Genomic DNA, 222 nt, shown 5'->3' on the forward strand with positions numbered 1-222 from the left:
CTAACGGTATGAATAAATTTAAAGGGGTTATTCAGGAGGAGTGTAATCTTCCCATTCTGGTATATCAGAAGTCTGGGCTTCATCGAGAAGCTGATTGATATGATCAACCCTAGAAGAAGCTGCTTGTTGAGTTGCTTTGTTTTCTTTGCTCTTTTTTCTTAGGTTACGGTTGAGCATTGCTTTTGCTTTGCTGTAGAACAGTCCAAACTTCTCAAGGACAAA

The 222-nt window shown here is 39.2% G+C and carries 1 pseudogene; it reads right to left on the reverse strand.

Annotated features, from left to right (window positions below):
* Positions 1 to 27 precede the first annotated feature (27 nt).
* A pseudogene (locus A142_RS15135) lies at positions 28 to 222 on the reverse strand (hypothetical protein); the annotation flags it as partial.

Origin of the sequence: Vibrio splendidus 12E03 (assembly GCF_000272105.2) — a bacterium.
GTDB classification, from domain to species: Bacteria; Pseudomonadota; Gammaproteobacteria; order Enterobacterales; family Vibrionaceae; genus Vibrio; species Vibrio splendidus_I.